Annotated in this window: 23 protein-coding genes and 1 tRNA gene; 10 read left to right on the plus strand and 14 right to left on the minus strand. The window is 59.2% G+C overall.

Annotated elements, in window-relative coordinates; all coding sequences use genetic code 11:
* Positions 1-23: 23 nt before the first annotated feature.
* Complete coding sequence (locus tag BM069_RS02725; RefSeq protein WP_093319935.1) at positions 24-449, plus strand: Lrp/AsnC family transcriptional regulator; 426 nt, start codon at positions 24-26, stop codon at positions 447-449.
* Between the two features lie 15 nt (positions 450-464).
* Here the strand turns inward: BM069_RS02725 and BM069_RS02730 are convergent, their stop codons facing one another.
* Positions 465-944 (minus strand): disulfide bond formation protein B, encoded by a 480-nt coding sequence (locus tag BM069_RS02730; RefSeq protein WP_170846657.1) that lies wholly within the window; start codon positions 942-944, stop codon positions 465-467.
* On the minus strand, positions 941-1,519 hold the full coding sequence (locus BM069_RS02735; RefSeq protein WP_093319938.1) for a YqaA family protein: 579 nt from the start codon (positions 1,517-1,519) through the stop codon (positions 941-943). The genes BM069_RS02730 and BM069_RS02735 overlap by 4 nt, the downstream gene beginning before the upstream one ends.
* 164 nt (positions 1,520-1,683) lie before the next feature.
* On the opposite strand from BM069_RS02735, the gene BM069_RS02740 reads away from it, so the two are divergent.
* Positions 1,684-1,769, plus strand: a tRNA-Leu gene (locus BM069_RS02740).
* A 238-nt stretch (positions 1,770-2,007) separates the two neighbouring features.
* Positions 2,008-3,444, plus strand: coding sequence for a coniferyl aldehyde dehydrogenase (locus BM069_RS02750; RefSeq protein WP_093319944.1), 1,437 nt, complete (start codon positions 2,008-2,010; stop codon positions 3,442-3,444).
* A gap of 3 nt (positions 3,445-3,447) precedes the next feature.
* Here the strand turns inward: BM069_RS02750 and BM069_RS02755 are convergent, their stop codons facing one another.
* From BM069_RS02755 to BM069_RS02765, 3 genes are all read right to left on the minus strand, one after another.
* Positions 3,448-5,046: a hypothetical protein gene (locus BM069_RS02755; protein ID WP_093319946.1), complete on the minus strand. Its 1,599-nt coding sequence runs from the start codon at positions 5,044-5,046 to the stop codon at positions 3,448-3,450.
* A 76-nt stretch (positions 5,047-5,122) separates the two neighbouring features.
* Positions 5,123-5,728, minus strand: a complete 606-nt coding sequence (locus tag BM069_RS02760) for a nucleotidyltransferase family protein (protein ID WP_093319948.1) — start codon at positions 5,726-5,728, stop codon at positions 5,123-5,125.
* Between the two features lie 24 nt (positions 5,729-5,752).
* The gene (locus BM069_RS02765; RefSeq protein ID WP_093319951.1) at positions 5,753-8,170 is read right to left on the minus strand and encodes a GcvT family protein; all 2,418 of its coding nucleotides are present in this window, start codon (positions 8,168-8,170) and stop codon (positions 5,753-5,755) included.
* Positions 8,171-8,316: 146 nt separating this feature from the next.
* Here BM069_RS02765 and BM069_RS02770 point away from each other — a divergent pair, with 146 nt between their 5' ends.
* Positions 8,317-10,737 carry a GcvT family protein gene (locus BM069_RS02770; RefSeq protein ID WP_093319954.1) on the plus strand — a complete coding sequence of 807 codons (2,421 nt, stop codon included), beginning with the start codon at positions 8,317-8,319 and terminating at the stop codon, positions 10,735-10,737.
* A 73-nt stretch (positions 10,738-10,810) separates the two neighbouring features.
* Here the strand turns inward: BM069_RS02770 and BM069_RS02775 are convergent, their stop codons facing one another.
* Entirely contained in the window at positions 10,811-11,221 is a 411-nt protein-coding gene (locus tag BM069_RS02775) for a Fur family transcriptional regulator (RefSeq protein WP_093319956.1), read from the minus strand.
* Positions 11,222-11,455: 234 nt separating this feature from the next.
* Between BM069_RS02775 and BM069_RS02780 the strand changes: the two genes are divergently transcribed.
* Positions 11,456-12,826 (plus strand): DEAD/DEAH box helicase, encoded by a 1,371-nt coding sequence (locus BM069_RS02780; RefSeq protein WP_170846658.1) that lies wholly within the window; start codon positions 11,456-11,458, stop codon positions 12,824-12,826.
* Between the two features lie 12 nt (positions 12,827-12,838).
* On the opposite strand, the gene BM069_RS02785 is transcribed toward BM069_RS02780, so the two are convergent.
* From BM069_RS02785 to mazG, 7 genes are all read right to left on the minus strand, one after another.
* Complete coding sequence (locus tag BM069_RS02785; protein ID WP_093319961.1) at positions 12,839-13,681, minus strand: PhzF family phenazine biosynthesis protein; 843 nt, start codon at positions 13,679-13,681, stop codon at positions 12,839-12,841.
* Positions 13,681-14,385: an endonuclease/exonuclease/phosphatase family protein gene (locus BM069_RS02790; protein ID WP_093319963.1), complete on the minus strand. Its 705-nt coding sequence runs from the start codon at positions 14,383-14,385 to the stop codon at positions 13,681-13,683. Before BM069_RS02790 ends, BM069_RS02785 begins: the two co-directional genes overlap by 1 nt.
* Before the next feature lie 5 nt (positions 14,386-14,390).
* The gene (locus BM069_RS02795) at positions 14,391-15,797 is read right to left on the minus strand and encodes a protein adenylyltransferase SelO (protein WP_093319966.1); all 1,407 of its coding nucleotides are present in this window, start codon (positions 15,795-15,797) and stop codon (positions 14,391-14,393) included.
* A gap of 57 nt (positions 15,798-15,854) precedes the next feature.
* Positions 15,855-16,307, minus strand: a complete 453-nt coding sequence (locus BM069_RS02800) for a GNAT family N-acetyltransferase (RefSeq protein WP_093319969.1) — start codon at positions 16,305-16,307, stop codon at positions 15,855-15,857.
* Positions 16,304-17,245 carry a nucleoside hydrolase gene (locus tag BM069_RS02805; RefSeq protein WP_093319970.1) on the minus strand — a complete coding sequence of 314 codons (942 nt, stop codon included), beginning with the start codon at positions 17,243-17,245 and terminating at the stop codon, positions 16,304-16,306. Before BM069_RS02805 ends, BM069_RS02800 begins: the two co-directional genes overlap by 4 nt.
* A 255-nt stretch (positions 17,246-17,500) precedes the next feature.
* Positions 17,501-18,514 carry a Fe(3+) ABC transporter substrate-binding protein gene (locus BM069_RS02810; RefSeq protein WP_093319973.1) on the minus strand — a complete coding sequence of 338 codons (1,014 nt, stop codon included), beginning with the start codon at positions 18,512-18,514 and terminating at the stop codon, positions 17,501-17,503.
* Positions 18,515-18,642: 128 nt separating this feature from the next.
* Complete coding sequence (gene mazG, locus BM069_RS02815) at positions 18,643-19,458, minus strand: nucleoside triphosphate pyrophosphohydrolase (protein WP_093319974.1); 816 nt, start codon at positions 19,456-19,458, stop codon at positions 18,643-18,645.
* 64 nt (positions 19,459-19,522) lie between these two features.
* Here mazG and BM069_RS02820 point away from each other — a divergent pair, with 64 nt between their 5' ends.
* From BM069_RS02820 to BM069_RS02845, 5 genes are all read left to right on the plus strand, one after another.
* Positions 19,523-20,686, plus strand: a complete 1,164-nt coding sequence (locus BM069_RS02820; protein WP_093319977.1) for a M20 aminoacylase family protein — start codon at positions 19,523-19,525, stop codon at positions 20,684-20,686.
* Between the two features lie 228 nt (positions 20,687-20,914).
* Positions 20,915-21,319 carry a DUF1499 domain-containing protein gene (locus BM069_RS02825; protein ID WP_244503507.1) on the plus strand — a complete coding sequence of 135 codons (405 nt, stop codon included), beginning with the start codon at positions 20,915-20,917 and terminating at the stop codon, positions 21,317-21,319.
* A gap of 292 nt (positions 21,320-21,611) precedes the next feature.
* Positions 21,612-22,661 carry a peptide chain release factor 1 gene (prfA, locus tag BM069_RS02835; RefSeq protein ID WP_093319985.1) on the plus strand — a complete coding sequence of 350 codons (1,050 nt, stop codon included), beginning with the start codon at positions 21,612-21,614 and terminating at the stop codon, positions 22,659-22,661.
* Positions 22,662-22,663: 2 nt separating this feature from the next.
* Positions 22,664-23,494, plus strand: coding sequence for a peptide chain release factor N(5)-glutamine methyltransferase (gene prmC / locus BM069_RS02840; protein WP_093321259.1), 831 nt, complete (start codon positions 22,664-22,666; stop codon positions 23,492-23,494).
* A 225-nt stretch (positions 23,495-23,719) separates the two neighbouring features.
* Positions 23,720-24,310 (plus strand): DUF4167 domain-containing protein, encoded by a 591-nt coding sequence (locus tag BM069_RS02845; RefSeq protein ID WP_093319988.1) that lies wholly within the window; start codon positions 23,720-23,722, stop codon positions 24,308-24,310.
* Between the two features lie 98 nt (positions 24,311-24,408).
* Here BM069_RS02845 and rsmA read toward each other — a convergent pair whose 3' ends face one another.
* Positions 24,409-25,248, minus strand: coding sequence for a 16S rRNA (adenine(1518)-N(6)/adenine(1519)-N(6))-dimethyltransferase RsmA (gene rsmA, locus BM069_RS02850; RefSeq protein WP_093319990.1), 840 nt, complete (start codon positions 25,246-25,248; stop codon positions 24,409-24,411).
* Between the last annotated feature and the right edge of the window lie 52 nt (positions 25,249-25,300).

The raw sequence follows: 25,300 nt of genomic DNA on the forward strand, positions 1-25,300 counted from the left end.
AATCGGACGCAAGAGGTGCCGTAATGGATGATATCGACCGCAAACTGATTTCGGCTCTGCGCCATGATGCGCGCGCGTCTTTGTCGGATCTGGCGATGGACCTCGGTGTGTCCCGTACCACAGTGCGCGGTCGAATCGAACGGTTGCGGCAACGCGGGGATATCGTCGGATTTACGGTGGTTCTTCAAGAAGAAACCAAGACCGATCCGGTTCGGGGACTGATGCTGATTGGCATTGAGGGACGGGGCACAGAGCGCATCATTCGCCAGTTGCACGGGCTTAAGGCGGTGCGGGCGATTCATTCGACAAACGGGCGCTGGGATTTGATCCTAGAGCTGGGCACGCAGACATTGGACGAATTGGACGAGGTGTTGGGCCAGATCCGGCGTCTTGATGGTGTGTCCACCAGCGAGACCAACCTGCTTTTGTCTACAAAAAAGGCAGGTTGATCCCCGATTTTCGGTTCAGTTGGTGCGGCTGGCTGCGTAGAGCCAGAACACGGCAGCCCCTAAAGACATCAGCATGTTGTAGTTTGCCATCGACAGGCCAAACAATTCCCAAGGGATTTCGTCACAACGTGCGATTGGTGCGGCCATGATCTGATTGAACAGATCGTCGGTAGAGCCTTCTAGCGACATGGCGCTGGTGCAGCTTTCAGGACCGGCCCACCATTTGCGCTCGACGCCTGTGTGGTAGGCCGCGACAAAGCCGGAGGTCGCCGCGCCAAGGGCGCCGATATAGAGCCAGATTTGGCCACCAACAGCCAGTGCGAGTACGCCGGCGCCGCCGGCAACCCAATGTGGATAGCGCTGATAGTAGCAGAGTTTGCAGGGCGCCATGCCGCCGATGTATTCAAAGCCCCAAGCGCCAAGGACCATGAAGACCGAGAAGGCAGTTAGCAGGGCAACCCATTGTTTTTTTGACAGAAGGTTCAGATATTTCATAGGTAACTCACGAGAAGATAGCTGCCGAACAGCAGCACGATAAAGACGGTGGCGACCAAGCCGAACCGTTTCTCGATGAAGTCGCGGATCGGTTCGCCAAAGTAGAAGAGCAGCGCTGCCACCAAATAAAAGCGAATGCCGCGCGCCAGAATGGATGTGGCCACAAAGGTGGCAAGCGGCATGCCGGTCCAGCCGGACATGATGGTGATGACTTTGTAGGGGAATGGCGTGACCCCTGCGCCAAGCACGGCCCAGAACCCGAAGTCGTTGAAACGGGTGTTGAATTCGCTCATGGCGTGCGCCTTGCCCAGAGAAGCAAGAATGGGCTGGCCGATCTGTTCAAATGCGAATGCGCCGATCGCATAGCCCAAAAGCCCGCCAAGAACAGAAGACACCAGCGCGACTGTCGCAATGAGCCACGCCTTGCGCGGGGCGGCGAGAATCATCGGAATCATCAGGACATCGGGCGGAATCGGGAAGACCGAGCTTTCCACAAAGCTCACAATGGCCAGCGCCCAAAGCGCTCGGGGGTGATCTGCCAGTCGCAATGTCCAGTCGTAGAGGCCGCGCAGCATGGAGACTCCTTTGGTCCTTTGATGCAGAATGCCTAGGCTATCAGGCGACAAGTGCAAGCAAATTATGCGCGAAAATCGAGACAGACGACGCAGCAAAAAGAGCTGCAAAGTGGATGAGTTTTGGGCTGGACCTCGGAGAAAAGGTTGGATACATCCTCCGCAGTGCCCAAGTGGCGGAATGGTAGACGCAGGGGATTCAAAATCCCCCGCCAGCGATGGCGTGCCGGTTCGAGTCCGGCCTTGGGTACCACCAAATCCTGCGCTTCGCAGAGATTTGCTCCGCAATCCCCGATTACCCCCCCGAGATGAGCGGGTTTGTGCGTGACGTCGCGCAGTGCGCGGTCTCTGTGTCGTTCAAGGGGTTTTGTGACGCCGCCAATATGTGCAACCCTGAGGCGCGCAGGCGGAATCCGGATTAAGCCGGATGTCTGTCGGATCGCGCCAGGGCTTATCAGCCCGGAGATACTCGCAAGGGAAATGCGTTCACAATGAATATCCAGAACCCGCAAGCCGACGCCACCGACGCGCTGAAGGTGCAGTTTGATCGACTGAAAATAGCATATGCGTCAGAGACCTATCCAACGCTCCAAACGCGGCTTGAAAGGTTATCGAAGCTCGATTCGATGATTGCGGGCAATCAGGAAGCAATCATTGAAGCGCTTGACACCGATTTCGGCTGTCGTGCCCGCAGCGAAACGGTGCTGGCCGAGATCATCGGCACCCGTGGCGCGATTCATTACGCCAAGAAAAAGCTGCGTGGCTGGATGCAGCCAAGGCGGCGTGGCACGTCATTTTGGTCGTTGCCTGCGAAATCCTATGCGCTTGCGCAGCCGCTGGGTGTGGTTGGTATCATGGCCCCTTGGAACTATTCGTTCAATCTGAGCCTTGCGCCCATCGTGGCGGCTTTGGCAGCGGGAAACCGCGTGATGCTTAGCATGTCGGAAGAGACGCCGACGCTGTGTTCCCTGGTGCAAAGATTGATCGCGGAGTCGTTTGAGGCCGACCTTGTGGAGGTCGTTCAGGGCGGGGCTGTTGTGTCTCCGGCGTTTGCGCAGTTGCCGTTTGATCATTTGCTATTTACCGGCTCAACCCGCGTCGGACGCCTTGTTGCACAGGCTGCAGCGGCGAATTTGACGCCGGTCACACTGGAGTTGGGTGGCAAGTCACCGGCAATCGTGGCGGCTGACTATGACATCGCCGAAGCCGCGACTCGGATCAGTTGGGGCAAGACGTTCAACGCAGGCCAGACCTGTATCGCGCCGGATTATGCGTTTGTGCCCGCAGCGGAGCGTGATAGGTTTGCGGCGGCGGTTCTTGCGAAATTTGCCAAATCCTTCAGCGGTGTAGAGGATCCTGACCTGACTGCGATTGTGGCGGAGCGGTTTTATAACCGGTTGAACGAGCTTGTTGCTGAGGCACAAAGCAAAGGTGCCACAATATTGCGTGTGGACGGACAGGAGCCGCGCGCGGTGGACGGTGTGTTCAAGTTTCCGCTGACGGTTGTTCTTGATCCGCCGCGTGACAGCGCGTTGATGCAAGAAGAGATTTTTGGCCCGATTTTGCCGGTGCTAACGTACGACAGCCTTGATGAGGTGGTTGAGTATGTTTCGGCGGGGGAGCGTCCGTTGTCGCTTTATGCCTTTACCAAGGATCAGGACGTGATCGCGCGTTTGCAGCGTGACACCGTGTCTGGCTCGTTCGGGGTGAACGAGACCTTGATGCAGTTTGTTCAGGAAGATCTGGCCTTTGGCGGGGTCGGCGCGAGCGGGCAGGGTGCATATCACGGAAACGAAGGATTTGACACGTTTTCACATGTTAAATCGGTGTTTGTGCAACGCGGTTTTGGCTCGTTTACCGGACTGAAGCTGTTGCATCCGCCCTATGGGCGGCTATCACAGCGTGTGCTCAAGATGATGCAGGGCTGAGGATCACTCAGCCGCTCGGCTAGGAAGCTCGGCGATTTTCTGTTCCAGAAAGTCGCGGGCGGGCACGCCGAGTTTGCGGGCGCGATAGGTGGCCGTGCCAACCAAAGGCACCTGATGCAGCGCCGGATTGGCACGCTTTATGATCGCATCATAAAGCAGCCCCCGTTTGCGATCCTTCCAAGGAACCTGCATCGCGGCTTCAAAGACGCGGCGATGATTGCCAGGCGGCAGATAAGTGTGGCTGGAGAAGCCGTAAAAGCTGCCTTGTGCCGGCGCCAGTGTGAGATCGAGATAGGTAAGGTCGTGCAGATGCCGGTCGGCGTCCATCAGAAGGCTGGCGCGCCAGTCTTCAAGTTTCGACAGTTTGCGGGCGATATCCGCTTCGTCGCCAAGTGCAGTGCGTGTGTTGGTGAGTGCGTGCAGCATCTCGTCAGAGGGCGTGAGGTCATGGCGCGGCCAAACGCGGGCTGTGATGATCTCAAGGAAATTCCCCCGCAGCCAGATGTTCCCCTGACGCAATTGGCGTGCATAGCCACGTTGCCACCAGGCATCACCCAAATGCGAAAGGCCGGAGCCGAGCGCAAAGCGGTGACGTGTCCGCATCGCAGAGTTGCGGTTGGTCATAAAGGTGCCTTTGGGGCCGCTGTCTGCGATTTGGCCGAAGAAAGGTCGGCCTAATGTGTCGGCAAGCACCTCGGACACGCGCACATCCAGCGTGCCAATCCAGTTGGTGGCGTATGCGTAAAGCTCTGTGTCCGTGCGCGCGAGATCCGGCGCACAGGCCAGCAACATGCGGCTGTCGTGGCCGCCCGAGATCGCGAAATAACCGGGGCCGATGGTACAGAAGGCCAACATCATGTCCTGAAGTGCCGAAACGATTGTGTCCGCTGCTTCGTCGACGGAGAGATCAGGCATATCGGGGTTGGGAGACCAGAAGCGATGCTCGGTCAGGGTGCCGATGTCGAGTGCGCGGTTTGCGAAGAGGCGGCGCAGGTGGCGGTCGGGTGTGGAGCCGAAGCCGTAGCCGCCGACGGGTGTATCCGGATCAAACTCGGGAAGGAGCTTTTTCAGACCTTTGTTGGAGAGCAATTCATCCGGCGGACGGCACTCCGGATCGGGGTCAATGTCGCGCTCAAGACACAGCAGGATCGTGGATGCTATGATGCCGGAATTAGGGTCGTAGACCAGTCCAAGCGCGCCCGCGGGATCGGGGTAGATTTTGCGGTGCTTGCGCTCAGGCAGGTCGGTGAAAACAAGAAACCGTCCGCCAAGGTATGTGACCCAACGTTCAATTTTTTCAACAGCATCAAGGTCTTGAGCGGAAAGGTCGAGTTTTTCGACGCCCTTCAGGATATAACCGTCTTCGCCCATGGCATAGCCCAAAATCAGCCCGATGGCGGTGCCGTCGCGGTCGGTGATTTCGGTCACCGGGAGCGCTTCGTGGGTGTGCAATACCTGATCGGCAAACGGGCGGGTCACAAAGCCCGGAAGCGCGCGCTCGGCTTTGGAGAGCACAAATTGGAACCGGAACGCCAGCGAAAACCCGACGCCCAGTTCGGAGCAATATGTCTGTCCCAGTAAAGAGGCCTGTGCTGCTGTCATGGTCCGGTTCTGACTCTGATTGTTGGACGCAAGATGCCACAGGGGTGCCCTGTCGGAAAGTAGTTTTACGTCGGTATCATGTCGGTATGTCGTCGGTGCGACTGGCTCGCCAGCGGGCCCAATCCGTCGGTGTGTCCAGATCGGTCAGAGCATGATTGGCCGGCAACGGGACAGGGATGATTTGGTCCTTGTTCGCGGCCAGAACAGCGCGTGCGCCAGAGTCACCGGAGAGGGTGAGCAGGTCGGGAAAAAGCGCTGACGGAAAGACAACGGGGTGCCCTGGTTTGCCTTCAGAAGATGTGGCGCGCAGGATCGCGGTCGGGGTTTTGGATTGAGCGGTGCGCATGGTGGCAAGATCGTCGGCTGTGATGTCGGGCATATCGGCGGGCAGGATCATTGCTGCGGTCGCTGACACAGGGAGGGCCGCGACGCCTGCCCGTAGCGAATGCGCCATACCGAGGTGGGCGTCATGGGCTTGGACAGGTGTCAGTGGCAAACCGTCAAGCGCGGCTGCACGGTCGGGTCTGTCTGGAGGCAGGACAACAAACACCGGTGCACCTGTGGTCTGGGCGCGTTTCACCATGGTACGCAGCAAGGGCGCGCCGTCGACCGCTTCCATCAGTTTGTCGCGGTCGCCCATGCGGGATGAGCGGCCAGCGGCGAGGAGGAGAATGGCGAGCATTTTGCGGTCCCTGATTGGTCGCGCTTACCCTCGCATTCTTGCGCCGTCGGCGTCAAACAGCGGCTCGGTGATCATGCGGGCCTTGTGCATCTGGCCGAGGATTTCGATTTCTACCTCCAGACCATCGGTGATGCGATCGACGGGCAAGAAGCCTTGGGCGATGGATTTTTTCGCGTGGTGGGAGTAGCCGCCGGAGGTGCAAAAACCAACCACGTCGCCGTCGAGCCAGATCGGTTCGTAGGCGTTCACGTCGGCATTGTCAGCGTTGACCTCAAAGGCGCAGAGGCGGCGGGCGGGGCCGTTGGCGCGGTCGGCCTCGGCTGCGGCGCGACCAATGAAGTCACTGTTTTTCTTGAAGGAAATGAAGCGGTCCATGCCTGTTTCCGCTGCTGTGTAGTCAGGCGAGAATTCCGACAGCCAGCTGCCGAAGAATTTGTCGAGCCGCAGAGACATCATGGCCCGCATGCCGAAGGGGCGCATGCCGTGCGGTTGGCCTGCGGTCCAAAGCGTGTCCCAAAGCGCGCGTTGCGCCATAGGATCGCAGTAGATTTCAAAGCCAAGATCACCTGTGTAGCTGACGCGCTGCACAAGGCAGTCGACAAGGCCGATGGTGATCTGGCGCACGTCCATGAATTTCATCGAGGCAACGTCGTCGCGGGTGCAAGCGGCGAGCACGTCGCGGGCTTTGGGGCCTGCGATCTGGAAACCTGTCAGACGGTCCGAGACATTGGCGACTTTGACGCCTTCGGCCTCGTTCTGTTCAAACCAGCGCATGTGGTAGGCTTGCGAGCCGTATGAGGCGGTGAGTTGGAAGGCGTGATCCGAGAGGCAACTTACGGTGAAATCTCCGATCAGGCGGCCTTTGGGCGACAGCATTGGAGTGAGGCTTAGGCGGCCGGGTTTGGGGATGCGACCTGCCATGATGCGGTCGAGCCAATCACGAGCATTGGAGCCGGTGACGATGTATTTTCCAAAGTTGTGAACCTCATTGATTCCAACGGCTTGCCGGACAGTGTTCACCTCGCGCGCGGTGGCCTCAAAGGCGTTTGAGCGGCGGAAGGATGGGGTTTCGAAGCGTGGTTCGTCGCCTTCGGCAAAGTAGTTCACGACCTCCAAGCCGTATTGATGACCCCAGACCGCGCCGAGTTTGTCAAAGACGTCATACATGGGCGTTTGACGGAACGGGCGCGCGGCGGGGAGTTCTTCGTTCGGGTAGGAGACCGAGAAGCGTTTTTGGTAGTTCTCAATAACCTTCGGACGGGTGTAGCCAGGGGTGATCCAGTCGCCAAAGCGGGCGCAATCCATGGCGAAGGTGTCGCGCTCGCATTCGCCCTCGATCATCCATTGCGCCAGCATAAGGCCAACGCCGCCGCCTTGTGAGAACCCTGCCATCACTGCGCAGGCCGACCAGTAGTTGCGCATGCCCGGCACAGGGCCGACCAGCGGGTTGCCGTCAGGCGCAAAGGTGAACGGGCCGTGGATCACGGATTTGATGCCGGCTGTTTCTAGGTCAGGGAAGCGTTTGTAAGCAAAATCAATGCTGTCCTCGATTTTGTCAAAGTCATCGGGCAGGAGTTCGTGACCGAAATCCCAAGGGGTGCCGTCCACCGCCCACGGGCGGCAGGGCTGTTCGTAAAACCCGATGCAAAGACCTTTGCCTTCCTGCCTCAGATAGCTTTCGCCTGCGGGATCCATGACGTGCGGGTGTTCATGGCCATCCTTCATCATGTCGACGATCAGCGGGACGTCTTCGGTCACCAGATACTGGTGTTCCATCGGGTGCAGCGGGAAATAGACGCCTGCCATGGCGCCGACCTCACGCGCCCAAAGGCCACCGGCGTTGACCACATGTTCGGTGTGGATGGTGCCTTTGTCGGTGACAACGTCCCACGTGCCATCGGCGCGCTGGTTGGTTTCAATGACTTTGGTGTGGGTCTCGACCGTCGCGCCGCCCATGCGCGCGGCCTTGGCATAAGCATGCGTTGTGCCGGATGGGTCAAGGTGGCCATCCAGTGGATCATAAAGCGCGCCTATGATGCCGTCGATGTTTGTCACTGGCGCGATTTTTTTTACTTCTTCGGGAGTTACGATCTCTGTTTCAAGTCCCATGAAGCGGTGCTTGGCGCGTTCTGCGACAAGCATGTCGAACCGATCCTGATTGTCGGCCAAGGTCACGCCGCCCACGTGGTGCAACCCGCAGGACATGCCGGTGATCTCTTCCAACTCCTTGTAAAGCCGGATGGTGTAGCCCTGCAGCGCGGCCATGTTGGTGTCGCCGTTGAGTGTGTGAAACCCGCCCGCAGCGTGCCAAGTAGAACCGGATGTCAGTTCCGAGCGTTCCAGCAGCATGACGTCGGACCAGCCGAGTTTGGTCAGGTGATAAAGCACCGAGCAGCCAACAACGCCGCCTCCGATCACAACAACGCGGGTGGTGGATTTCATGGGAACGCCTCCGATTGTGGGTGGGATCATGAAACGGGTGGGATGGGCGTGGGGCAAGTTAAAATGCGACAGGAATGGTCGCAAAGGGGCAATTTGGCGCGCGATTGGCGCGTCAGGCTTGGGGGAGCAGACACAGGGAGAGCGAGATGCGCGACAGAGCACAGGCAGTGGTGATTGGCGGGGGCGTGATCGGCTGTTCGATCCTCTATCACCTGACCAAACTGGGATGGTCCGATGTTGTGCTCTTAGAACGCGACGAGCTGACGTCAGGGTCGACATGGCACGCTGCGGCGAACATTCACGGGCTTCACGACAGTACCAATATAAGCCGCATCCAGCACTATACGATGAATTTGTACAATGAATTGGAGGCGGAAACGGGCCAGAGCTGTGGTGTGTTCCAACCCGGATCGCTTTATCTGGCACAGACCGAGGAGCGGGAGCACCAGCTGCGGCTGCAGGCGGCAAAGGCCAAGCTCTATGGCATGAACTTCTATGAAATCAGCATTGAAGAGGCGCAGGCGCTGCATCCGTTGGTGGATTTTGAGGGCGTGCGCTGCGTGATGTATGAGCCCGATGGTGGCAACGTCGACCCGTCCGGTGTGACCAACGCTTATGCGGTGGGCGCGCGGCAACGCGGCGCGGAGATCCACCGCTTTACACCGGTGACAGCGACCGAGGCGCAAGAGGATGGCACGTGGATTGTGCGCACGCCCAAAGGCGACATTCACACGGATTGGGTGGTGAATGCCGCTGGTCTTTGGGGGCGTGAGGTGGCGGCGATGGCGGGGCTTACGCTGCCGTTGCAGCCGACCGAGCATCAGTATTTTGTGACCGAAACCATCAGCGAAATTGACGCGATGGACCGGCGCTTGCCGTCTGTGGCGGATCGCGATGGCGAATATTACCTGCGCCAAGAGGGCAAGGGGCTGTTGGTGGGCGCTTATGAACGCGACATGCGGTTCTGGGCCGAAGAAGGCACGCCGCTGGATTTCGGGCATGAGCTGTTTGCCGATGATCTGGAGCGCATCGAGGACAACATGATGCGCGCGATTGACCGCGTACCAGCCGTGGGCGAAGCGGGCATCAAACGGGTCATCAACGGCCCGATGATCTGGTCGCCCGACAGCAATGTGTTGTTTGGTCCTGTGCCCGAGCTGGACGGCTATTTCTGTTGCAACGGCATCATTCCGGGTTTCTCGCAATCCGGCGGTATGGGGCTGGCGGCGGCGCAGTGGATGATCGAGGGCGAGACCGAATACGATCTCTTTGGCTGGGATGTGGCGCGGTTTGATACGTGGGCCGACAAGGCCTTTACCAAGGCGCGGGTGCAGGATCAGTATGCGCACCGTTTCGCGATCCATTTCCCCAATGAAGAGCGCGCTGCGGGGCGGCCTGCGCGCAAACGGCCCGCTTATGACATGCAGGCGGAATTGGGCGCGGTCTTTGGCTTGAATGCTGGATGGGAGCATCCGCTTTGGTTTGCCGATGCGCCGGGGGCTGCGGACACCAACGGGTTCACGCGTCAGAACTGGTGGGGGCCTGTGGGTGAGGAATGCAAGATGCTGCGCGAGCGTGCAGGCATCATCGATATTTCGAACTTTGCCAAATACGAATGCAAAGGGGCTGGGGCCGAGGCGTGGCTGAATACGGTGTTTGCCAACACCATGCCGCGCGCAGTTGGGCGGTCCTGCCTAACGCCTCTGATCGGAAAACGCGGCGGCATTGCAGGTGATTTCACTGTCACGCGGACAGGCGAGGATAGTTTCTGGATCATCGGGTCCGGCATGGCGGAGCGCTATCACAAACGGTTCTTCAAACAGGTTCCGTTGCCGGATGGCACAACGTTTGAGAGCCTGACCGAGGCGGTTTGTGGCTTCAACGTCGCAGGGCCGCAGTCGCGCACGATATTGCAACGCCTGACCAATGCCTCGCTTACAACCGAGGATTTCCCGTTCATGCGCTCCAAGACTATTGAACTGGCGGGCATCGAGGTGCTGGCTTTGCGGGTGTCGTTTACCGGCGATCTTGGCTGGGAGTTGCACTGCAAAGAAGAAGATCAGGCCGCGCTTTATGCCGCGCTGCTTGAGGCCGGCAAGCCGCTTGGCATCGGCCCTGTGGGCGGCCGCGCCTTGATGAGTCTGCGGGTCGAGAAGGGGTATGGAAGCTGGAGCCGTGAATACAGCCCCGAATACTGGCCTCAGGAAGTTGGATTGGATCGTCTTTGCAAGATGGACAAGGACTTCCTCAACAAAGAGGCTGTGGCGAAAACCCTCCAAAACGAGGCACGCGAGACGCTTGTGTTGCTGCATTTGGATGAGGACGCTGTGACCGCCTCAAACGCTGACGCAACAGGCGGTGAGCCGATCTTTAAAGATGGCAAGGGCATCGGGCGCGTGACCTCGGGCACCTATGGCTACACGGTCGGCATGTCGCTGGCGCTTGGCTATGTCAAAGGGGCGCAGCCAGGCGATAGGGTCGAAGTCATGGTGCTGGGCCGGCGGCATGGGGCAACGATCCTGCATGAGCCGCCCTTTGATGCCAAAGGCGAGAAATTGCGCGCCTGATTAGGCGCCGTTTCCTATTGCCAAAAATACCTTGGGGTGAGCGCGCCAGCGCGAGGGGCAACGCCCCTCATCCTCACTTTTTCAACGGGACGCCGTAAAGCTCAAGTTTATGGCCCTTGAGCTTGTAGCCCAGCTTGGCTGCGATTCTTTCCTGCAACTCTTCGATGTCTGGATCGACAAATTCGATCACCTGACCGGAGTTGATGTCGATGAGGTGGTCGTGGTGCTCGCGCTCGGCATCTTCATAGCGTGCGCGCCCGTCGCCGAATTCCAGCTTGTCCAGAATTCCGGCCTCTTCAAAGAGTTTCACCGTGCGATAGACCGTGGCCAGCGAAATTCCGGCATCCCGCGCGGAGGCCCGCGCATAGAGCTCCTCCACATCGGGGTGGTCATGGCTTTCCTGAAGCACTGCCGCGATCACGCGGCGCTGGTCTGTCATGCGTAGCCCTTTGGCTTCGCAGCGGGAAATGATGGTGTCAGTCATGGCGCCCGTATGGTGATCCGGTCGTGAGTGTTTCTATGTGTGTAGCCAATGCCGCTGTGTGATTCCACCGGTTTTGACGTGGGCCGCATGCGATAGGTGACTTGACAGGGCGTGTCAAAGCGATCATTGCACCGCGATCCGGTCGCCCCGCGCGACCTCAACAGGCATTGGTGACACGCAAAAGGCGCGCTCGGCGTCGACGTTACAGGTGCCACCCATATGCCGGAGACTAACTTGGCTGATTTTAATTCGCTTGGCTTGCCCAAGCAGGTGGTCGCGCGTCTGGAAAAGACGGGCCTGACCACACCGACACCTATTCAGGAAGGCGCAATTCCGGTGGCGCTGGAAGGTCGTGATGTGATGGGGCTGGCGCAGACCGGCACCGGCAAAACGCTGGCGTTTGGCTTGCCGTTGATCGCGCAGATGCTCAGCTATGACGAGCGCCCCTCGCGCCGTATGGTCCGTGGCCTGGTCTTGGCGCCGACCCGTGAACTTGCTGGTCAGATCGCGGCCAGCTTGCGCGCACAGGTCGAAGGCACACAATTCAAAGTTGGTCTTGTGGTCGGTGGGGTTGGAATCAATCCCCAGATCGCGCGGCTCGACAAGGGCACTGATATTCTGGTGGCGACGCCGGGCCGATTGATCGATCTGATGGAACGCAAAGCCATGGATCTGGGCAGCACTGATTTTCTTGTGTTAGATGAAGCGGACCAAATGCTGGATCTCGGCTTTATCCACGCGCTTCGGAAAATCGCGCAGTGGTTGCCCGAGAAACGTCAAACAATGCTGTTTTCCGCGACCATGCCAAAACAGATGTCCGAGATTGCCAGCACCTATCTGGATGATCCGGTCAAGGTGCAGGTCAACCCACCCGGTAAAGCCGCGGACAAGATTGATCAGTCGATCCACTTTATCGCCAAGGCCGAAAAGACGTCTTTGCTGATTGAGTTGCTGGACAAGCACCGCGACGAGGCGGCGATTGTGTTCTCGCGTACCAAGCACGGCTCTGAGCGGTTGATGAAAGCACTGGTGCGGGCCGGATATGCGGCGGCAAGTGTGCATGGCAACAAATCCCAAGGCCAGCGGGAACGGGCGATCAAAGCCTTCCGCGGGGGCGAGACGCTGGTTCTGGTGGCGACCGATGTGGCGGCGCGCGGGTTGGATATTCCGCAGGTGCGCCATGTTTATAACTATGATCTGCCGAATGTACCGGAAAACTATATCCACCGGATCGGTCGCACGGCGCGGGCCGGTATGGATGGTTCGGCCATTGCATTTTGCTCGCCTGATGAAGTGGACGAGCTGAAGGCGATCCAGAAGGTGATGAAGATCACCATTCCGGTCGCTTCGGGGCGTCCGTGGGAAGGTGTTGAGGCCAAACCTGGCACAGGTGGTTTTGGCAATCGACGTCGCGGTGGCGGCGGCGGTGGTGGCAAACCCAAAGCTGGCGCAGAAGGTGCTGGCAAAGCGGGTGGCAAACCTTCAGGCCAGCGCCGTGGCGGCAAACCGGGCGGCCGGCCAGGTGGTAAGCCAGGTGGCGGTGCGGGCGGTGGAAAGCCCGGTGGCAACCGCCGTGGCGGTCGCCGTGGTGCGCCCAAAACATAAAGAGATATCAGGTCAGTAGACCAGTTCGCCGCGCATAGTGAGCACGGCCTTCCCAGCAATGGTGACGGCCGTGCCTTTTGATGTGGCGATGATTTCGCTGGGGCGGCCCATGTCCTCGCCTTGCATGATTGTCAGGGACAGATCACGGCCTTCGATCTCAGCCAGAAGGGCGGCGAGCGTGGCGCAGGCGCTGCCGGTGGCGGGATCTTCGGGAATGTTATCGAGCGGTGCGAACATGCGGGCGTCGATATGCGAGCCGGTGCGGACGTAGGCAAACTGTGCAAAATCAAGCCCGGAAGGATAGGCTGCGTTGCCTTCGCGGAAGGCGGACACGTCGGTTGTGAGGGCACGCAATGCGTCGCGGTCATTGAGTTCGGTGATGGTGAAGGCTAGGCCCAGTGAGGCCATCACGGGCGGGTGCTTGGCCGTGCTTATCGCATCAATTGTTGCGCCTAATGCTCTGGAAACAAGTGAAATATCTGGCTCGTGCAAGCGTTGGAGCGGTGCGGAGGTAACAAAAGACGCGCGTCCGTTCTCGGCCTGTGTCGCAATCGGGCCAATACCAAGTTCAAGCGTCATGTCTGGGCCGTGGCCTGCATCAGCCAACGCGACAGCTGTGCCTATGATCGGGTGGCCTGCAAAGGGAACTTCCATCGTTGGCGTGAAAATGCGGACACGGGCGGTGTTTTGGTTGCCTTTAGGCGGATAGACAAAAGTCGTTTCGGAAAAATTGAACTCGCGCGCGATGCGTTGCAGGTCATGCTCTGACAAATTCGTTGCATCAGGAATAACCGCCAACTGGTTGCCACCAAAGGGTTTATCGGAAAATACGTCATAGACGGAATAAGCAGTCATCAAGCGGGCTCCGGTTGCGGTTGGCGGTTGGCAAGGTCCATCCAGATCGGCAAGTGATCGGAAGCGACCGGCGCTGGAATACGGGACAGGACACCGTGGGCTTCGGCCCTAAGATCGCGCGTCACGGCGAAACCGTCCAACGCCGCCACCGGCCGTGGTGACGGGAAGCTGTGTTCCGTGTTTATGAAGTCAAATGAGGGGGTTACCGCATCAAGAGCATGTTTTGGGCCCCACTCGTTGAAATCACCAGCGATGACGGTAGGCATTTTAGGCAGCAGATCCAATGACTTGGCTATGGAGCCAAGCTGCATCAGCCGGTAACGCCGGATCAAACCGAGGTGCACGCCGACAACACGTAGGAGCCCCATAGAGGTCATCAGATCGGCGCGAATGGCCCCGCGCGGCTCCAACCCTGGCAAGTCGAGTTTGCTGGTTTCGATAACCTCAACTCCATCGCGCAACAGCATCGCATTGCCATGCCAGCCAAGCGAGCCTTTGGGTTGGCCGAAATCGACGTTGGAATAGCCTTTGGTCTCAATGAGATCAAAGGGAAGCGCTGCGGGGCGTGGGGGCAGACGTTTGTCCGCCTCTTGAAGCACGACTACATCTGCGCGCAGAGCGCGGATCACGATCATCGAGCGAGCCGGATGGCGTCGCATATCGACGCCGACACATTTTTGCAGGTTGTAGCTGGCGATACGCATCTCGGTCAGGTTCCGCAGAAGGTTTGTCGGACGCGTTCGTTTTCTTGGGGCGGATGGGCAAGATCGGCAAAGTCACCGGACGCCGTGTACGGGGTTGAAAGCGCAGTCATGAGCCTTTCAAACGGTGCCATATCGCCGTCAACCGCGGCCTGGATCATCGCCTCGATGCGATGATTGCGCGGGATAAGGGCGGGGTTGGCGGCATTCATCACAGCTTGCGGGTCAGGCTCATCGGTAATGCGGCTTTGCCAGCGCGCCTGCCATTGTGAAAACGCGGCTTGATCAAGGAAGTGGTCCTGCGGTGTGTCACCAGACAAGGATCTGAAAGAGTTTGTAAAATCCGCCCCATCCTTGGCCATAAGGGTGAGCAGGTCTTCGATCAGTTCGCGGTCGTTTTCGCGCGGAGTCTGAATGCCGATTTTGGCACTGAAGAAGCGAACCCAATGGGAACGAATCTGATCCGGCATGGCGTGCACAAGTTGGGTGAAGGTCTCTACGGCGGCGTCGCCATCGGGCATCAAGGGGACCAGAGTCGTCGCGAGTTGAGCCATGTTCCAGACGATAATATCGGGCTGATTGCCAAAGGCATACCGGCCGTGCCGGTCAATGGAGGAGAACACCTGCATCGGGTTGTAGGCGTCCATGAACGCGCAGGGACCATAGTCGAGGGTTTCACCGGATATCGCACAGTTGTCGGTGTTCATGACACCGTGAATAAAACCGACCGACATCCAGCGAGCGATCAGTTCCGCCTGACGGTTGATCACCGCAGCGAGGAATTCAGCCGGAGATTGGGCGTCGGGATAGTGGCGCGCAATGGCGAAATTCATAAGGGTTTCAAGGCCTTCAACGTCCTGTCGAGCGTAGAGGGCCTGAAAGGTGCCGACGCGGATGTGGGAGCTGGCCACGCGGGTCATTACGCCACCTGGCATCGGACGTTCGCGAAAGACCTCTTCGCCGGTGGCGACTGCGGCCAGTGCGCGGGTGGTGGGAATGCCAAATGCGTGCATCGCCTCGCTGATGACGTATTCGCGCAAAACAGGGCCAAGCCATGAGCGGCCATCGCCGCGGCGGGAAAATGGTGTGGGGCCGGATCCCTTTAACTGTATATCGTAACCATTTGATTCACCGAGAAGAACCGCGCGACCATCTCCCAGTTGCGGGTTCCAGTTACCAAATTGATGACCGGAATAAAGCTGAGCCAGCGGTTCTGCGCCTTCGGGCACGCGGGAGCCGGAAAACACCTCGGCGAGCTCCTGTGCATCATCCGTATCAGTGATGCCGAGAGACTTTGCCAAATCGTAGTTAAAGGCCAGTAATTTCGGCGCGCGCACCGGCGTGGGTGCTTGATGCGCAAAAAAGCGGTCCGGCAAGCGGGCGTAGGTGTTTTCAAACGGAATATGCAGGCTCATACAGCCAAAATACGGGCGAATTCTGGAAATGCCAGAGGCGCTTTGGTCACGTCTTGATCAGCGCAGCTGGCGGGTCATGAGCATATAGCGCTCTCGCGGTTGAAATCCGGCGCGGCGGTAAAGCTTCAGGGCCTTCTCGTCGTCGCGATCAACTTCGAGATGCAGGGCGCAGACATCCACGTTTTCAAGGGCTTTCGCGAGACCGATGAGGGCTTCGGAAGCAACGCCTCGGCCACGAATGGCGGGCCGGATGAACACTTCGTCGATGAAGGCGTCCATGCCGCCAAATTCAACCGACCAGCCAAAAGTGACCACGACATAGCCGACCGGCGCACGCCGTGGGCCAAGCAGGTAGGCCGCGCCGTAGGGCGAGCCCTGCAACAGCGGCATGAGGCCGGCGTTGCGGGACTCGGGGCTGGTGGCGATTTGCATCTCGCTGTGAAAGGCCTCGACCAGCGGGTCGAGTTTGGCAAAATCGTCGGCGTTGGCGAGATGCAGCGCGGTGGTCATAGGCGGGCAAGCCGTTCTGTCAAAAGGGAAAAGAACCCGTCGGCGTCAATGTCGCCGATGAAAAGGGCGTTGGCGGGGCGGTCGGTGACGCGCCACCAATCGGCGACGGTCATGCCAAGGGTCAGGTCGGACTGGGTTTCGATCTCGACGTTGATGTGGCGGCCGGAGAAAAGGTCCGGCTTGATCAGATAGGCCGTGACGCAGGGGTCGTGCAGCGGGGCACCGGCGGAGCCGTATTTCTCTTTGTCAAATCGTTCAAAGAAATCAGTCATTTCCGCGGTGGCGAGGCCAACTTTGGAACCAATCGCGCGGAAGGCGTTGTTGCGCGGTTTGGTGACAAGGGCCTTGTGGGTGACATCCAATGGCATGACCACAATCGGAACGCCGGATTTGAAGACCACTTCGGCCGCTTCGGGATCAACATAGATGTTGAATTCCGCCGCGGGTGTGATGTTGCCGACCTCGAAATAGGCGCCACCCATCAGGACGATTTCCTGAACCTTTTCAACGATGTCTGGCGCCTTGTTGAAAGCCGTGGCGATGTTGGTCAGCGGGCCGAGCGGGCAGAGGGTCACGGTGCCTGCTTCCTCGGCGCGCAGCGTGTCGATGATGAAGTCGACGGCGTGCTGGTCCTGAAGGGGCATTTTCGGGTCCGGCAGGGTTGGTCCATCAAGGCCGGTTTTGCCGTGGACGTGCTCTGCTGTGACCAGTTTGCGCGACAAAGGTGCGTCGCAGCCGGAGAACACCTTGGTGTCGGTCTTGCCTGCCAACTCACAGATAATACGGGCGTTTTTCTGGGTGAGGGGCAGAGGAACGTTGCCCGCCACAGCGGTGATGCCCAGCACGTCGATTTCTTCGGGGCTGGCAAGCGCAAGCAGGACGGCGACGGCGTCGTCCTGTCCGGGGTCAGTGTCGATGATGATCTTGCGCGGGCTCATGGGCCTCTCCTTGGTGCCGGTGGTCTGTGGACTTGTGAAGCGGCAGCGTGGCAAGGGCAAGGGGCCTTGTCCAGTGGAAGAGCAGGGTTTTGCGCAAATATTTTTATCGATTGGTCAGAAAAGGGGGGTGTCGGTATCGCGTCGGTATTTCATCGGTAAACTGTCAGCGGTGCGAGAGGTCCGTCTTTTACGGTGATAAAACGGAAAAAGGCGGCCCGATGAGGACCGCCTTTTGTGTGTGCAATGCCGATAGGCTTAGCCGTCGAAATCAACTTCTTCGGTGATTTTCAGCGCATCGGAGCGGTGACCGGCGAGGGTCATCAGGTTCACGTCGTCTGCGGTGAATTCACCCCAGCCAGTGACCAGTGCGTCCGCTTCGGTGCCCGGTGCGATCGGGTATTCGAAGTTGGCTTTGGCGTAGATTTCCTGTGCTGCGGGCGAGGTCAGGAATTCCATCATCTTGACGGCGTTTTCCTTGTTCGGCGCGGATTTGGTTAGCGCCACGCCGGAAATGTTTACGTGGGTGCCTTTGCCTTCGAATTCAGGGAAGACGATGCGCACGCTGTCGGCCCATTCTTTCTGTTCGTCATCAGACAGCATTTTGCCCATGTAGTAGGTGTTGCCGATGGAGATATCGCATTCGCCGGCCCAGATCGCTTTGACTTGTGCGCGGTCGTTGCCTTGCGGTTTGCGTGCGAGGTTGGATTTCACGCCTTCGAGCCATGTTTTCGCGCCTTCGACACCGTGGTGTTCGATCACAGCGGAGGTCAACGCCACGTTATAGGCGTTGGTGCCGGAACGGGTGCAGATGCGGCCTTCCCATTTGGGGTCTGCCAGATCTTCGTAGGTGGTGACTTCGCCGTCGGCCACGCGGTCTTTGGAGGCGTAAACGATGCGGGCGCGCGTGGTGAGGCCGAACCAGTGGTTGTCGGGGTCACGGTATTGCGCGGGCACGTTGGCGTTGATGGCATCAGTTGTGACCGGCTGTGTCAGGCCTGCGTTCACAACGGCGGCGAGGCGGGAGATGTCGACGGTCAGGATCATGTCGGCGGGGGAGCGGTCGCCTTCGGCCTGCAGACGCTCAACCATGCCTTTTTTCAGATAGGCGACGTTCACTTTGATGCCGGTTTCGGCGGTGAACGCATCGGTCAGCGGCTTGATCAGCTCGGGCTGGCGATAGGAGTAAACGTTGACTTCGTCGGCAAATGCAGGGGCGGCCAGTGAAGCCGCGGCGGTGAAAAAGAGTGCGGTGGAAAGGGTTTTGGTCATGTGTTCGCTCCCAGCGTCCTGATTGAGTTGGCGCGGTTAAACCTGAGTTTTTTTGTTGGGTCAATACCTGAATAAATCATTCAGGAATAAAAAGGGCCGTTAGGAAAGATGCGCGCAGGGCGCACATCCTACGATTTTTCTTCGACCTTCACTTCGTCCCAAAGCGCGTCCATTTCGGCCAGATCGCTGTCTTCGGGGCGTTTGCCGCGGGCGGCCAGCTTGGCCTCAACGCCTTCAAACCGGCGGGTGAATTTGGCGTTGGTGGCGCGCAGGGCTGCTTCGGGGTCGATTTTCAGATGACGGGCCAGATTGGCGATCACAAAAAGCATGTCGCCAAATTCTTCTTCGATCTCGGTCTGGGTCAATTTTTCGCGGGCCTCGGCAAGTTCGCCTGCCTCTTCGACGATTTTGTCGACGACCTGCGAAATGTCTGGCCAGTCAAAACCCACGCGCGCGGCGCGTTTCTGCAATTTTACAGAACGCAGAAGGGCCGGCAGGCCAAGGGCGACGCCGTCGAGCGTGCCAGTTTGGTCCTTGGACGCACGTTCTGCGGCTTTCACAACTTCCCAGTCTCGGGTTTGCTGTTCCGCAGATTTGTCCCGGTTCTCGTCGCCGAAAACATGCGGATGGCGGGTGACCATCTTGTCGGACATGGTGTCGGCGACCTGATCAAAGGTAAAAAGGCCGCGTTCGGTTGCCATTTGGGCGTGGAATACCGACTGGAATAGGAGATCGCCCAGCTCGCCTTTGAGTTCGTCCCATGCCTCGCGTTCAATCGCATCGGCCACCTCATAGGCCTCTTCTATGGTATAAGGGGCGATGGTGGCGAAGTCCTGTTCGATGTCCCACGGACAGCCGTTTTCCGGATCGCGCAGTCGGCGCATAATTTCCAGAAGCCGCGGCATTCCGCCGTTGGGATTGAGGATCAAGGGGTCTTCGGCCATTGCAGAGCGCTCCGCTTTTTGATTTGGGTAGGAGTGAACCGTTATTCAGAGAAGGTGTCCACTCATGCCAGTAGTTAACCGTATTGCCGATTATGCGGACGAAATGAAGGGGTGGCGCCGTCATTTGCACGCGCATCCGGAACTGGAGTTTGATTGCCATGAAACCGCGGCCTTTGTGGTGGCGCGTCTCAAGGAGTTCGGCGTGGATGAGATTCACGAGGGCATAGCCAAGACCGGCGTGGTGGCCATCATCAACGGGCAGGGCGAGGGGCCGACCGTGGGATTGCGCGCCGATATGGATGCTTTGCCGATGGATGAGACCTCCGGCGTTGAGTATTCCAGCGAAGTTGAGGGCATGATGCATGCCTGTGGGCATGACGGGCACACGACAATGTTGCTGGGCGCGGCAAAATATCTTGCGGAGACCCGCAAGTTTTCGGGGCGCGTGGCGTTGATGTTCCAGCCGGCCGAGGAAGAAGGCGGTGGCGGTGAAGTCATGGTTCAGGAAGGCGTATTGGACCGTTTCGATGTGAATGAAGTCTATGCGCTGCACAATGTTCCCGGTGTGCCGTTTGGCGAGTTCCACACCACACCGGGCCCGATCATGGCAGCGGTGGACACGTTCCGCGTCGATATTCAGGGCACCGGCGGGCATGGGGCCTATCCCCAAGATACAGTGGATCCAGTGGTGGCGGCGGTGGCCATGGTCAACGCGATCCAGACCATCGTGAGCCGCAACCACGACACGCGGCAAGAGGCGGTGGTGTCGGTGACGCAAATCCATGCGGGCTCTGTCAACAACGTGATCCCTGATCTTGGCATGATCGAGGGCACGATCCGGACCTTTGACAAAGACGTGCAGGAGATGATTCATCGCCGCCTGCGGGAAATCGTTGCGGGCACGGCTGCGGCCTATGGTCTTGAGGCGTCGCTTGACATCGATGTGGGGTATCCGGCGACTGTAAACAGCGCGCAGCAAACGGCATTTGCTGCCGATGTGGCGCGCGACGTGGCCGGTGACAGCATGGTCAATGACGCACAGGGCATGGAAATGGGGGCGGAGGACTTTTCCTATATGCTGGACGCACGGCCGGGAGCGTATTTGTTCCTTGGCGCGGGCGAAGGTGCAGGGCTGCACAATCCCGCGTTTGATTTCAACGATGAGGTGGCCCCGATTGGTGCGTCGTTCTTTGCGCGGCTGGTGGAGACCGCTCAGCCGCTGAAGTAGTTCGAAACAGTCGGGCGTTCGATTTTGCGGGCGCCCGTTTTTGTCGCAGAGATCCCGCCTGTGACAACATATTTCTTTGCAGATAGGGTTTTCGATGTTAGTCCGCGCCGGCAGTGCGGGCATAGTCTGCCTGTTTTTGATTTGTTTGAGCGACGCTTACGTATCTTCTGAATGGACAGGATCAGGAGGCGCTGACGTTGTGATTTTGGTATTTGAGGGATGAAGAAGATGACGATTGCAGCTGTGGTTTTGTTGCTGGGGTTTGGTCTGTTGGCCTATGTGCGTTTGGCACCCAGTGATGTTGCGCGTTGGCATGTGGCCGGTGACATCAGCAAGAACAGTGAAGGTCAGAACAGTGTGCGCCGATTGGTGGATGCGGGCCCGGATGGTTTGGCAAAATTTGCCGAGGCGGCGCTGCGAGATCCGCGCACCGAGGTTCTCGCGGGTTCAGCCGAGGATGGCTTAATCACCGTGATTACGCGCACGCGTTCTATCGGGTATCCGGACTACACAACAGCCTGGATGCAGGACGGTCAGCTCGCGATTTACGGCCGCTCACGATTTGGTCGAAAGGACTTCGGTGTCAACGCCGCGCGTGTGGATCGCTGGATTGGTGCTTTGTCCGCCCCTTAAGCCGCTGCTGAGACATCCAGGTGAGATTTCGCGCCACATCGGCACATTTAGCGACATCTGGCATTGGGCCATAAACATGCGCCCGTCCACTTGAAGACAGATGGTTTCTCCGACCTCGATGCGCTGCCCCTGACGGTCAGTGCAGTAGCAGTCAACGGGCACGCCGTTGATAAAGCCGTCGGCAAGGGCCGGGCTGGCGAGAAGGGTGAGAATGGCAATCAAACGGGTCATAGGCCAAGAATACACCAAACCGCGGCCTTGACCAATTACGCGGATTGTCCCACTTAGCGACATGGTTCCTATAGAGCGATTAGAACAGATCAAGCTGCGGTTCGAGTTTCTTGAGGCGCAGATGGCGGAGGGTGGCGGCGATATCGCGGCGCTTGCCAAAGAGTATGCGGAAATCAAGCCTGTGGTGGAGCAGATTGCCGCCTATCGCAGACTGCTTTCAGACATTGAAGACGCCGAAGAGATGCTTGGCGATCCGGATATGAAGGAATTGGCCGAAGAGGAGCTGCCGGCGTTGCGGGCGGGTCTTCCGGAGGCGGAGCATGCGCTTCAGTTGGCGTTGTTGCCCAAGGATGCGGCGGACGCGCGGCCAGCGATTCTGGAAATCCGACCAGGCACAGGCGGTGACGAGGCGGCGTTGTTTGCCGGTGATCTGCTGCGGATGTATCAGCGATACGCCGAGGGGCGTGGCTGGAAGCTGGAGATCCTTGAGGAGCAGGCAACCGAGCTTGGCGGGATCAAGGAAGTGGTGGCCCACATCAAGGGCGAGAACGTGTTTGCGCGGCTGAAGTACGAAAGCGGCGTTCACCGTGTACAGCGGGTGCCGGCCACCGAAAGCGGCGGGCGGATTCACACGTCGGCGGCGACTGTGGCGGTTTTGCCTGAGGCCGAGGATGTGGACGTGCAGATCGATGCACAGGACATCCGGATTGATACGATGCGGGCCTCGGGGTCTGGCGGGCAGCACGTGAACACAACCGATTCTGCGGTGCGGATCACCCATTTGCCGACGGGCATAATCGTGGTCAGCTCTGAAAAATCCCAGCACCGGAACCGCGAGATTGCGATGCAGGTTCTGAAAACCCGCCTGTTTGACCTTGAGCGCCAGCGGATCGCGGATGAGCGCGCGGCGGATCGGGCAGGGCAGGTTGGCTCGGGTGATCGTTCCGAGCGCATTCGGACCTATAATTTCCCGCAAGGGCGCATGACGGATCACCGCATCAACCTGACGCTATACAAACTGGATCAGGTGATGGCTGGTGATCTGGATGAAACCATCGACGCGCTGACGGCGGATGCGCAGGCCACGGCGTTGGCGGAGATGGAGGCGTGAGCCTGACCATTTCCGACCTCGTGTCGCAGGTCGCTGGATCGTTGGCGGCAGGCGGCATCGAGGGCGCACCGCGGGAAGCGCGGCTTTTGGTGGCGCATGTGACCGGCATTTCCGTGTCGCGCCTGACCCTTGAGATGGGGGAAGCGGCAAGTTCGGCGCATCAGGAGAAGCTGTTGCCCTTGGTCGCACGGAGGATCGCGCGGGAGCCGCTGTCGCATTTGCTGGGCAAGCGGGCCTTCTACGAGCATGAGTTCAAAGTGACAGCGGACACGCTGGACCCGAGGCCTGAGACCGAGACACTGGTGGCGGAAGCTCTCAAGGAGCCCTTTGTCCGCGTGCTTGATCTGGGCACGGGAACGGGGGCTATTGCGATCTCTCTTTTGGCGGCGCGACCGGCTGCGCGCGGGGTTGCGACCGACCTGTCGGGGGCCGCGTTGGCGGTGGCGCAGGAGAATGCGGCGGCGATTGGTGTCGCGGACCGGCTGGAATTTGTCCAAAGCGATTGGTTCTCCGCCGTGTCGGGCCAGTTTGATCTGATCGTGTCCAACCCGCCTTATATTGCGGCGGAGGAGATGGCAGGGCTTGCGCCGGAACTGGCGCATGAGCCGCGCATGGCCCTGACCGACGAGGGCGACGGACTGGCCGCTTATCGTGTGATCACCGCCAATGCCAAAGCGTATTTGGCCCCTGAGGGGCGGCTTTTGGTCGAAATCGGCCATCGTCAGGGTGCGGATGTGGCCGCGCTTTTTGCCGACGCGGGCTTTGGCAATGTGGGCATTCTCAATGATCTGGACGGGCGCAACCGAGTGGTCAGTGGGCAAAACCGGCCATGACGGAGGGCAATTGTCCGGTTTTTTCAATTTCCCGCACTTTAGATGCAGAATAACCCTTGTGCAGCGCCCGATAGCGTTCTACGAATATCGCGTCTGATCGGTGGATGCCCATGGTGGGCGGTCCCGACAGACATCAAGCCAGACATCGTCGCACCGGTAAAAAGAGCGCAAGAGGCGTGAAACGGGATGAGCGACAGCAATTGACCAAGGCTGGATTACAGAAATATGAGATCTTCGAAGTCACGTTCGCGGAACAAGGGTAACCGCAACCGCCCGTCCGGTAACATCGTCAACCGTGTGTTTGACAGCTCCGGTCCTGAGGGCAAGGTGCGCGGTACTCCGCAGCAAGTTATCGACAAATACAATCAGCTCGCGCGCGACAGCCAGTTGGGCAATGACCGTGTGGCCACGGAAAATTTCCAGCAGCACGCGGAGCATTATCAGCGGATGCTGAATGAAGCGCAGCGTGAGCAGGATGCGCGCCGTGAGGAGCAAGAGCGTCAGAACCGCGAGCGCCAGCAAGAGCGTGACCGTGAACGCCGTGAGCGCGTCGAGCGTCAGGAACGCGAAGGCAATGGTGGTGGCGACAAGCAGCCTCAGCCTGCACCTGTTTCGGCGGATCCGTCTGAGGCGGATCAGCCCGATGTGATCGGTGACGTGGCCGAAAGCGGTTTGGTGGAAACACCCGAGACCAAGGCCGAGGAGCCTAAAGCCGCGCCCAAGAAGCCGCGCAAGCGCAGCCCGCGCAAGAAACCGGAAGGCGAAGCGCCCAAGGATGACGCGCCCAAGGCTGAGGAAAATCCGGCGGCGGAGTGATCTGTTTTCTAGGATGAGAAATAGAAAACCCCGCAGTGAAGGCTGCGGGGCTTTTTGTTTGTGGTTAGACGTGAGGGGCGCGGGACGCGGTCCGGTGTCTATTTCTCAAACGTGCGCGCCAAAGCGCAGAACTGTTCCAAGCTGACTTGCTCGGCGCGTTCCGTGGGCTTGATGCCAGCGGACAATAGGCGGTCTTCGATGTCGGGGGCCTGGCTCTTGAGCGAGCCGCGCAGCATTTTGCGGCGCTGGTTGAAGGCGGCGGCGACAATGCGAGACAGGATCGCGGCATCCGCCGGATAACGGGGTTCGGGCAGGGCGGTGAGGTGCACCACAGCCGAATGCACCTTGGGCGGGGGCGAAAACGCCTCGGGCGGCAGGTGCATCACAATTTTGGCGTCAGCCCGCCATTGGGCGAGCAGGGCAAGACGGCCGTAGGCCTTGGAGCCGGGCGCGGCAATGATGCGTTCCGCGACTTCGCGCTGAAACATCAGGGTCAGGCTTTCCCAGAAGGGGGGCCACTGTTTGGGCGTGAGCCAGCGCACCAGAAGTTCGGTGCCGACGTTATAGGGCAGGTTGGCCGCAATGCGGATTGGAGGCGTCAGGTGGCTGAGCGGGTCGATTTCCAGCGCGTCGCCGTTGATGACCTCAAGCTGGCCCGGATAGGCGGCGGCGATTTCCGCCAGAGCGGGCATGCAGCGTTCGTCTTTCTCGATCGCCAGCACCTTGCGCGCGCCTTCGGCCAGCAGTCCACGGGTCAGGCCGCCGGGGCCGGGGCCGATTTCGAGGATGTCACAATCCGACAGTTCACCCGCGCGGCGGGCAATTTTCGCGGTCAGATTGAGATCGAGCAGGAAGTTTTGCCCCAGAGATTTACGCGCCGAGAGGCCGTGGCTGGCGATTACCTTGCTCAGTGATGGCAGATTGTCGATGGCGCTCATTGGGGCGGGCTCCGGTGAAGAGATGTGATGCCTCCGGCGGGAGTATTTGGGC

This window comes from Shimia haliotis, assembly GCF_900114415.1.
GTDB lineage: Bacteria > Pseudomonadota > Alphaproteobacteria > Rhodobacterales > Rhodobacteraceae > Shimia > Shimia haliotis.

What these genes read in the sequence shown, in the direction of transcription:
- BM069_RS02725 (WP_093319935.1), top strand. Translation starts at nt 24, where the DNA reads ATGGATGATATCGACCGCAAACTGATTTCGGCTCTGCGCCATGATGCG.
- BM069_RS02730 (WP_170846657.1), bottom strand. Translation starts at nt 944, where the DNA reads ATGAAATATCTGAACCTTCTGTCAAAAAAACAATGGGTTGCCCTGCTA.
- BM069_RS02735 (WP_093319938.1), bottom strand. Translation starts at nt 1,519, where the DNA reads ATGCTGCGCGGCCTCTACGACTGGACATTGCGACTGGCAGATCACCCC.
- BM069_RS02750 (WP_093319944.1), top strand. Translation starts at nt 2,008, where the DNA reads ATGAATATCCAGAACCCGCAAGCCGACGCCACCGACGCGCTGAAGGTG.
- BM069_RS02755 (WP_093319946.1), bottom strand. Translation starts at nt 5,046, where the DNA reads ATGACAGCAGCACAGGCCTCTTTACTGGGACAGACATATTGCTCCGAA.
- BM069_RS02760 (WP_093319948.1), bottom strand. Translation starts at nt 5,728, where the DNA reads ATGCTCGCCATTCTCCTCCTCGCCGCTGGCCGCTCATCCCGCATGGGC.
- BM069_RS02765 (WP_093319951.1), bottom strand. Translation starts at nt 8,170, where the DNA reads ATGAAATCCACCACCCGCGTTGTTGTGATCGGAGGCGGCGTTGTTGGC.
- BM069_RS02770 (WP_093319954.1), top strand. Translation starts at nt 8,317, where the DNA reads ATGCGCGACAGAGCACAGGCAGTGGTGATTGGCGGGGGCGTGATCGGC.
- BM069_RS02775 (WP_093319956.1), bottom strand. Translation starts at nt 11,221, where the DNA reads ATGACTGACACCATCATTTCCCGCTGCGAAGCCAAAGGGCTACGCATG.
- BM069_RS02785 (WP_093319961.1), bottom strand. Translation starts at nt 13,681, where the DNA reads ATGACTGCTTATTCCGTCTATGACGTATTTTCCGATAAACCCTTTGGT.
- BM069_RS02790 (WP_093319963.1), bottom strand. Translation starts at nt 14,385, where the DNA reads ATGCGTATCGCCAGCTACAACCTGCAAAAATGTGTCGGCGTCGATATG.
- BM069_RS02795 (WP_093319966.1), bottom strand. Translation starts at nt 15,797, where the DNA reads ATGAGCCTGCATATTCCGTTTGAAAACACCTACGCCCGCTTGCCGGAC.
- BM069_RS02800 (WP_093319969.1), bottom strand. Translation starts at nt 16,307, where the DNA reads ATGACCACCGCGCTGCATCTCGCCAACGCCGACGATTTTGCCAAACTC.
- BM069_RS02805 (WP_093319970.1), bottom strand. Translation starts at nt 17,245, where the DNA reads ATGAGCCCGCGCAAGATCATCATCGACACTGACCCCGGACAGGACGAC.
- BM069_RS02810 (WP_093319973.1), bottom strand. Translation starts at nt 18,514, where the DNA reads ATGACCAAAACCCTTTCCACCGCACTCTTTTTCACCGCCGCGGCTTCA.
- mazG (WP_093319974.1), bottom strand. Translation starts at nt 19,458, where the DNA reads ATGGCCGAAGACCCCTTGATCCTCAATCCCAACGGCGGAATGCCGCGG.
- BM069_RS02820 (WP_093319977.1), top strand. Translation starts at nt 19,523, where the DNA reads ATGCCAGTAGTTAACCGTATTGCCGATTATGCGGACGAAATGAAGGGG.
- BM069_RS02825 (WP_244503507.1), top strand. Translation starts at nt 20,915, where the DNA reads ATGACGATTGCAGCTGTGGTTTTGTTGCTGGGGTTTGGTCTGTTGGCC.
- prfA (WP_093319985.1), top strand. Translation starts at nt 21,612, where the DNA reads ATGGTTCCTATAGAGCGATTAGAACAGATCAAGCTGCGGTTCGAGTTT.
- BM069_RS02845 (WP_093319988.1), top strand. Translation starts at nt 23,720, where the DNA reads ATGAGATCTTCGAAGTCACGTTCGCGGAACAAGGGTAACCGCAACCGC.
- rsmA (WP_093319990.1), bottom strand. Translation starts at nt 25,248, where the DNA reads ATGAGCGCCATCGACAATCTGCCATCACTGAGCAAGGTAATCGCCAGC.